Origin of the sequence: Nocardia sp. NPDC004604, from assembly GCF_040609795.1 — a bacterium.
In the GTDB taxonomy this organism is placed as follows: domain Bacteria; phylum Actinomycetota; class Actinomycetes; order Mycobacteriales; family Mycobacteriaceae; genus Nocardia.
Genome location: NZ_JBEXLC010000245.1, coordinates 1 through 7,659, shown reverse-complemented (window position 1 = coordinate 7,659; position 7,659 = coordinate 1). Strand labels below are relative to the sequence as shown.

Sequence of the window (7,659 nt, the reverse complement as noted above, 5' to 3'; positions counted from 1 at the left end):
GCGGCCGAGCAGGTCGACATCGGCACCAACGAGGTCGGCCCATACCGCGCCGCACTAGGATTCGCCGCCCGCCAGATCGACGACCCCAGAACCCTGACGGCCATCGACCACGAGATCGTTCGCCTGGCAACGGCGAACCAGGACTGAACCGAATTACACTGCCTTCCGGGATGATCGGGTGGGCCTGAGAGGCCGAAGTATCACCCTGATCGGAACGACCACAAAACCGCAATCTGCGGCACAACAGGTTTCAGTCGATACACGACCTGGCACGATACGTGGGACCCGACCAAGGCAACTCCGCAATAGCCGCGCGAAATTCGGGCCGATACCACCACGATAATGCCGGAACATTATGCCGACGGACAGGCAGCACTCGAGCCGTGAAGGCTGGCCTCACGCCTCCGGGATCGTCCGCCGCACCTGCGCGGCGCCATCGGCATCTGTTGTCTCGAACGCACTCGCGGCGGTCGTCAAGCCGTCACCGGTAGCATTTCGATCATCACCCACTTTGGTGTAGCCGATTCCACGCTCGATGATGTATTGGCCGGCCAACACCCGGTACGCGTTGGCTGCCTTGCCGTATCGAGCTTCGAACTCGGCCTCCCATTCGGGATCTCCCTCGGCCCGCGCATAGGCAGCAGCGCCGTCGGCGCGGTTGACGTCACCCAATCTGCGCAGCTCATCCGGATCTTGAGCGAATTCCTGGACCATATCGACGAACTCCATTCTCGACGGTTCTCCCCATTCCACACATCCCCATCGTTGGGACCGAGGACTCGGAAATGGGCTGGATGCGACGCAGCCGCAAAATGTACGGCTGCCGTCTACGCGTAATCAGAGTCTCGCGCGAACTCGGTCTTCTCCATAAGGTTGTATGCGGCCTCGGTCGGCAGCTCCAACGAGTCGGCCAAATGCGGCAGCGCGCCGTGGTACAGCAGTTCCGCACGACGACCGACCCGAGACTTCATATGGGCCAGCCGGGCCAACCGCAGCACCTCGGCCGCGAGCCAACCGTCGTCGGCGTGCTCCAGCACTTCGTCTCCGAGATAGAGGCCGACGATCATCCCGGCGCGATCGCATCCCACGCCGACCGAATAGTCGGGATTGAACACCTCGTAGATCAAATTGTGCCAGTCAGGCGCGGCCTCCACCTCGGCGTCGTCCGACATATCCAGATCTGTCACGGTGTCACTCCTGGGCATCCTCGACCGCCGATGAGTCAGGGTTGCGGCCATGGCACTTTCGGCAAGGCCGTCTCCTGAACAACGATCCTGTGCTGCCGAAGGGCGTCGAAAGTGCTGTCCCGAATCGCCGCCATGATGTCGGATACCAGCTCCTGACTGCTCGCAGCGCCGACGATGGTCCCGGGAGCGATATACAGATCGGTGAGTCTGCCCATTCCGTCGACTTCCGGTATAACGCGGGTACTTGGTGAGGGGCGGCGGGCGCGGATCCGGTCGATCTTTTCCAGCATGTCATCGATGGCATTCGCCACCGCTCGACCGGATTGCACCGCCGAAATCGTATCGGGATGCATATCGCGGGGCCAGATGTCCGCCACGGTCACCACTCCCCCGACAGCAGAGGCATCGAACTCGGATTCAGGTTGCCACCCAGCTCTTTTCGCATGCCGCCTCCTCTAATGATGATGTCGGTCTTCGCGCTCATGTTTTCCTGCCACTCAGGCCTGCGGCGGTGTGACCGACGGTGGACCGGCTTGCTGCGGTGTGCTCACGGTCGGCGGTGAGGCCGCAGCGGTTCCGCGGTCGGCATTGGAGCCGACATCATTACCAGTCGGGTGAAAGTAGCCCGAGAAGTTCCCGTACTTTTCGGTCAACGGGAGACTGTTGGGATCCAGGGGAATGAGTTGACCTCGATCGAGAATGTGCAGGCCATTCTGATTGTTGATGATCAGCGCACTGTGTTTCTCCCACTGCACGACATCTCCGGTCTTCAGCTGGGCGACGTCATTGACAGTCGCCCATGGATGGTTCGGTGTCGACTCGCCCGGCGTTCCCGAATATGCCGCCACCGCATCGACAGCGGTATTTTGCTGCTGCTTCTGCAAAGCCTCGGCGACCGTCGAGGACACCTGCACGGTCGAATCGTCCGGAAGCTTGTAGTCCACCATCGCGCCGGGCGTCGCGATCGGAGGCGGAGTACCTGCGGAGGTCGGGGCGGTGACACCTGGAGTAGCAGTCTGCGCGGCGGGCTCATTATTCGCCGCTTGGACGGCGCGGTTCCGCTCATGAGCCCGTTCTCGCTGCTCACGTGAATCCCGCTCGTCGTAGGCTCTGTCATCGCCGGGCTGAGGCCGGGCTTGGTTCGCCTGCGCCATAGCGCTCATCATGGCCATCGGTCCCATCAAGTCGGCCATAGTGTTGCCGGTATTGGCCGCCGGCGCGGCATTGGCAGTTGGCGCGGTCGTGCCGGTACCCGTCCCGGTTTCGGAGATGTTCTTCATTGCTGCATTCAGTAGAGAATCGAGGTCCCTGCTCGAGGCAGTGCCATCGGTTCCGCTGGCCTGGGTGGGCTGGGTGCTGTCCACCGAACCGGTGGTGTTCGAGGGCGTGCCGAGCAGATCATCGTATGTGGCACCGAAATCCTCGTTCGTGCTCAGCGGCTGGGTGGTGCTGACCTGAGTCGGACTCTGAGCACTGGTGGACTCTCTGGTGCCGCTGGGAGCAGGAGCGGGTGCCGGTGCCGGAGCCGGAGCCGGTGCCGGAGCGGGTGCCGGAGCGGGTGCCGGTGCCGGAGCGGGTGCCGGAGCGGGTGCTGGAGCGGGTGCCGGAGCCGGAGCCGGAGCGGGTGCCGGAGCCGGAGGTTGGAGGTCTGGCGGAAGGGCTGCGATCTGCTTCGCGTACTCGACGACCTGATTGACGCAATCTTTGACGGCACGCGCCATAAGAGGGTACACAAGCGCTTCGCGTATCTGTTGCTCGCTGCGCTCTGGTGGCGGTGGCGCGCCGGGCACAATGGAATCCTGGGGCTGTGGGCTGTCTTGCCTCGCCTGTATTGCTCGAGCCATAGCCTCATGGGTTTGCTGTATCTTAGTGTACATATTTTGATACGTCGTCAGGTTCCACCAGGAAAGCTTATCGACCCTATTTTCGAAATGGGTATCATTGACTTTCCAGAACGCAGCAAGAGTATCCAGCTTGAAATTTCCGGAATTAAGCGCGTCTTGAGTGAATCCAGAACCGCTGAGAGTCTGATAAAAATTGTCCGCGAGATTGTCATCGTGCGGATTATTGTCCACCCCTTCCGGAGATATCAGGAAGCTGGGCTTTTCAGGCCTTGCCTTTCCCAATTGATCCGCCAGCGAAAAGAGCTCAGCATTAAAAACGTTGACGGCGGTCCTGAAGTCAGACGAGCCGAGGCCAGGGGGAATTCGAAATTCCAATGGAAAGTCTTTTAAATTGGATCCCGCCGCGATCTGCGCCGCGTACCCTTTAAAGATTCGCGCATCAGCATCACCGGGTGGCTCCTGATACCACAGGACGGTGTCGTTCGGAGGGCGCTTACCATCCCAGTCGGCCGATACTGGGACTTTTAGCGCTATGAGCTCGCCGTCGTCAGTAAGAACGTACTGCTGCGCACCCTTCTTATCATTATTCGGATCGTCCCAGTCTTTAGTCCACGCGCCACCCCGGCGAGTAGGATCGTCTGAATTCGGCACCAATTCCGATGGGACAGTTTTACCATCAGCATTTTGGAGCTCTAGTCGCTGGCGTGTATCATCCCCGACTTCATCTTCGAATCTGATCGAAGTGGCGCCACTACCAGGACTCCCGATAGTTTTGACTCTAGTGTTCGTGGGTACGTGCTCGATAACCAACTGGCCATCCCGCAAACCCATTCTGTACTCGCCATTTTTAGAAGTCATCCACTGGTTCTGCCCGAGTACCTGTTCCCGGTTGATGATGCCACCGGCCGGTGTAGTGTGCTTCTCGCCCATCGCTACAACCCCCGATCACACGGGTGACGCCGAACTACTCGTGCGCCGGGCACAACCATCACCAAATCCTCCTACTTGTACGCCCGTGAGCCCTCTGCGGTCTCATGCCTCCGGCATCGCTCTCCGCACCTCTGCACCGCCCTCGGCATCAGTGGTCTCGAATGCATCCGCAGCGGCATACCGACTATCGCCCATGGTGTTTCGGCCATCTCCTATCGTGGTGTAGCCGATACTGCGGTCAGCTAAGTACTGCCGGACGTACATTCGGAAGGGGTTGGCCGCCTTACCGAACATGTTCTCGAACTCGGCCTCCCACTCGGGATCTCCCTTGGCCTGTTCATAGGCTGGGGCGCTGGCGGCACGATCGCCATCGCCCTGTCTCCGCATATCTTGTGGATCCTGCATGAAATCCTTGACCATATTGACTAATTCCCTCCATACCAGCTGAGTGCCACTTCCTCACACGCATCCATATTTAGCCCCGACCGAACTCGGCCTTCTCCTGAAGCGTGTACTCTGCCTCCGTCAGCAGGCCCAACTCGTCGGCGACATTCGGAAAAGCGCCGTTGCACAGCAATTCCGCCCGCCGACCTACCCGGGACTTCAGGTGGGCCAGCCTGGCAACCCGAAGCACCTCTCCTGCGAGCCAACTGTCAGTGTTCTGCCACACTTCGTCGCCCAGATGCAGACCGACGATCATGCCGGTGTGGTCACACGCCACGCCAACCGAATAGTCGGGGTTGAAAACCTCGTAGATCAGGTTGCGCCAATCAGGCGGCGCTTCAGCCCCATCGCCACCCCCTGTATCCAGATCCGTCACCGCACTACTCCTGGTTCCGACGATCGCAGCGACAAGTCACGGGCGCGGCGACGGAACGTCCGGCCACACCGTCTCCTGGACAGCAATTTCGTGCTGCCGCAAAGCGTCGGCGGTGCTGTCTCGAATTGCGGCCATGATCTCGTCCACCAACTCCTGGCCGCTCACGAAGCTTTCGATCGTTCCGGGCGCGATGTACAGATTAGTCAGTCTGCCCATTCCGTCGATTTCCGGAATCACCCGCGAGGAGGGCGAGGGGCGCCGGGCGCGGACTCCGTCGATCCGCTCCAGCATGTCATAGATAACATGCACCAGATTCCGCCCGGATTCCAATGCCGACACAGTGTCGGGGTGCATATAGCGGCCCCAGTTCTCCGCCACGATTACCGCATCCCCGATACGTGACGGAATTTCCGTCCGGCGGTGGAGCCTTGACCGAACATTTGGCCATTCACTATGCCCGTCCAGCACTTCTCACGCGGCGAATAGAGCCATTCCCGCTGCCGAATTCTTTGATCCGGAGTCAGGATTCCGCCCTCAATATCTTCAAGCGGATCACTCTCAGCCATCAGCCCAACCCCATCACTCGAGTGATGCCGAACTGTCCGCGAGACGGGAACAGCCATACCGAATCCTCCTACCCGAATACCCTGATAGACCAGGAGTGCGACGAAAGCCGCGGAGCCGCACGGTTCATTGCCGTCCAAACGTGAGATGGTTCGCAATGACCGTTCGTTGAATCTGATTTGTTCCCTCTCCGATCTGCAGCACCTTGGCCTCGCGAAGGTAGCGTTCGACCGGGAACTCCCGTGTGTAACCGACACCACCGAGCAGTTGGACGGCATCGGTGGTGGCCCGCATGGCGGTGTCGGTGCAGAAGAGCCCGCAGACGCCTCCGATAGACAGTAGGCACCGAGCAGTCCGCCGGTAAGCATGTCGGGCAGGTACGACGACCGTTGTTCCGCTGTGCCGTATTCAGCGGCAGCATGGCAGGCCAGAGTGTGAACGCTGACACCGAGACCAACCGTCAGATGAGCTGCCGCCAACTCCTCGAGGACACGAAGGTAAACGGCGAAAGGCTGTGCGCCACCGCCATACTCAGCGGCGAATGGTAGGGCCAACAGGCCTTCTTTCGACAGCAAAGCGAACAGTTCGCGGGGGAACTGACCAGCCTCTTCGCGCTCGGCTGCCTGCGGCTCGATTTCGTTGACGAGCAGTTCGCGGATGCAGGTGAACAGTTCACTGGCCCGCGCTTCGGGCAGTCTTGTATTTACTTGGACAACGGGCTCGGACACTACATGATCCTCTTCGTAGACATAGCGTTCCAGGGCGACATCGCTACCACGTCACGCGGTAAGGAACAGGATGCGTTCTCACTTCAAGCATGCCAACGACCTGATCATTGTCGGACCAGTCTGACAAATCGTCGACTTCCTCTAACTTCCCACGTTTGGGAAGCTTCTTGACAGTCCCGGATATCGGACCGCCACTGTCTACGGCACGCTGATCCTACTTAAGTATATTTTGGCACTAATACTTAAGCATATTTCGAAGCAAATATACGGATGTGTAGTTCCATTTGCATCTGCCACAATCCGATCTGGCGCAGAGGCAACGGATCGACAATTGTGATGATGCGCGTGACCTGGTGGATTCAGCCGCCATCGAAGGATTTACGGATAGGTCCATTCCGCAGTGCCGAAGCTGACCGAGAAACATCCCCGCTTATCGAGTGCATCGCTATGACTCTGACGATTCCCGAGGCATTTCCGAAGTGGCTGGTCGAGGCCGTGGCGGGATATTGGCCGGAGTGCGACGAGGACGCGCTGCGCCGCGACGGTGACCATTGGTCGGCTGCTGCCGAGAGCTGTCGTGCGCTCGCCAAGCGACACAATATCGCCGCCGCCGCCGAACGCGCCGCCCTCCACGGCAGCACCGCCGACGCGAAGTCGACTCGGAACATGCAGCTCGGCGACGATCTGCTCAACCAGGCCGAGTACTGCGACTCCATGGCCGAGCAGTGCTACAAGAAGGGCAACGACAGCGAATTCACCAAGCTGCAGCTGGCCGGAACCGGATTCGCACTGCTCGCACAGCTGGCAGTCGATGTCTGGCTGGCCGCGCCCGGTGTCGCCAAGACCGCCGAGGACAGAGCGGCCGCCGAATCGTCCTGGGCCGCGGCGGCCCGCAAACTCCACGGCAAGATCAAGAAGGTCGGACTGGAGTGCGCCACCAAACGCAAGGGTTTGCCGTTGGCCAAAGCCACCGCCATCGGATTCGCACTCGGTGCCGGCACCGGCGCCGCCGTCAATGCCGGTGCCCAGCTCTGGCAGATGGAGGTAACTCACCACCGCGACAAGATGGAATGGGACCTCGTCGAAGACGCCGCGATCATCGGCGGCGTCGGCGGCGGCGTCGGAGCACGCTTCGCCTCGCGCGTCGCCCCGGGCATCAACAAATTCCTCGGCAAGGTCGCCGCAAGATCGGATTCCAACATCGTCCGCTATGGCACACACGTCACCGCCGGCGTCCTGATCGGTGGCGTCGGCGGCACCACGGGTGCGCTCGGCGGCCTGGTTGCCTCGATACCGGTCACCGGACATATCCCGCACGGCGACGAAATGCGAACCACCATGCTGCACGGTTTCGTCGGCGGCTTGGTCGGTTCCGCCAGTATCTTCGCTCGCCCCTTGCCACCGCGGGCCACGCCGACCACCCCCGCGACCGCCTCCGCCCCTCCAAGCACCGCACCTCCCAGCGGACCACACCCGGACCTCATCCGGCCGCAGGGCCCGGAGGGCGGACCAGCCGCTCGCCCGAACGACCCCCCGCGGCGGAACGGGCGCGCGCGCGGGGCGCGGGGGGGGCAGGGGGCCGCGCG

The 7,659-nt window shown here is 61.1% G+C and carries 8 protein-coding genes and 2 pseudogenes; 1 reads left to right on the top strand and 9 read right to left on the bottom strand.

Annotated features, from left to right (window positions below):
• Positions 1 to 396: 396 nt before the first annotated feature.
• From ABZW16_RS42070 to ABZW16_RS42030, 9 genes and pseudogenes are all read right to left on the bottom strand, one after another.
• Positions 397 to 729 carry a hypothetical protein gene (locus ABZW16_RS42070; protein ID WP_354961754.1) on the bottom strand — a complete coding sequence of 111 codons (333 nt, stop codon included), beginning with the start codon at positions 727 to 729 and terminating at the stop codon, positions 397 to 399.
• 98 nt (positions 730 to 827) lie between these two features.
• On the bottom strand, positions 828 to 1,187 hold the full coding sequence (locus ABZW16_RS42065; protein ID WP_354961753.1) for a hypothetical protein: 360 nt from the start codon (positions 1,185 to 1,187) through the stop codon (positions 828 to 830).
• A gap of 35 nt (positions 1,188 to 1,222) precedes the next feature.
• The gene (locus ABZW16_RS42060) at positions 1,223 to 1,564 is read right to left on the bottom strand and encodes a hypothetical protein (protein ID WP_354961752.1); all 342 of its coding nucleotides are present in this window, start codon (positions 1,562 to 1,564) and stop codon (positions 1,223 to 1,225) included.
• Positions 1,565 to 1,684: 120 nt separating this feature from the next.
• On the bottom strand, positions 1,685 to 3,961 hold the full coding sequence (locus tag ABZW16_RS42055) for a hypothetical protein (RefSeq protein ID WP_354961751.1): 2,277 nt from the start codon (positions 3,959 to 3,961) through the stop codon (positions 1,685 to 1,687).
• Between the two features lie 102 nt (positions 3,962 to 4,063).
• The gene (locus ABZW16_RS42050) at positions 4,064 to 4,381 is read right to left on the bottom strand and encodes a hypothetical protein (RefSeq protein WP_354961750.1); all 318 of its coding nucleotides are present in this window, start codon (positions 4,379 to 4,381) and stop codon (positions 4,064 to 4,066) included.
• Between the two features lie 55 nt (positions 4,382 to 4,436).
• Positions 4,437 to 4,781: a hypothetical protein gene (locus tag ABZW16_RS42045; RefSeq protein WP_354961749.1), complete on the bottom strand. Its 345-nt coding sequence runs from the start codon at positions 4,779 to 4,781 to the stop codon at positions 4,437 to 4,439.
• 36 nt (positions 4,782 to 4,817) lie between these two features.
• Positions 4,818 to 5,159, bottom strand: coding sequence for a hypothetical protein (locus ABZW16_RS42040; protein WP_354961748.1), 342 nt, complete (start codon positions 5,157 to 5,159; stop codon positions 4,818 to 4,820).
• Positions 5,160 to 5,471: 312 nt separating this feature from the next.
• Positions 5,472 to 5,639, bottom strand: a complete 168-nt coding sequence (locus tag ABZW16_RS42035; protein WP_354961755.1) for an acyl-CoA dehydrogenase family protein — start codon at positions 5,637 to 5,639, stop codon at positions 5,472 to 5,474.
• A 122-nt stretch (positions 5,640 to 5,761) separates the two neighbouring features.
• Positions 5,762 to 6,073 (bottom strand): annotated as a pseudogene (locus tag ABZW16_RS42030) (acyl-CoA dehydrogenase family protein); the annotation flags it as partial.
• A 447-nt stretch (positions 6,074 to 6,520) separates the two neighbouring features.
• On the opposite strand from ABZW16_RS42030, the pseudogene ABZW16_RS42025 reads away from it, so the two are divergent.
• Positions 6,521 to 7,659: pseudogene (locus tag ABZW16_RS42025) on the top strand (hypothetical protein); the annotation flags it as partial.

Coding starts and splice junctions, on each gene's coding strand:
- ABZW16_RS42070 (WP_354961754.1), bottom strand. CDS start 729: ATGGAGTTCGTCGATATGGTCCAGGAATTCGCTCAAGATCCGGATGAG.
- ABZW16_RS42055 (WP_354961751.1), bottom strand. CDS start 3,961: ATGGGCGAGAAGCACACTACACCGGCCGGTGGCATCATCAACCGGGAA.
- ABZW16_RS42050 (WP_354961750.1), bottom strand. CDS start 4,381: ATGGTCAAGGATTTCATGCAGGATCCACAAGATATGCGGAGACAGGGC.
- ABZW16_RS42035 (WP_354961755.1), bottom strand. CDS start 5,639: ATGCGGGCCACCACCGATGCCGTCCAACTGCTCGGTGGTGTCGGTTAC.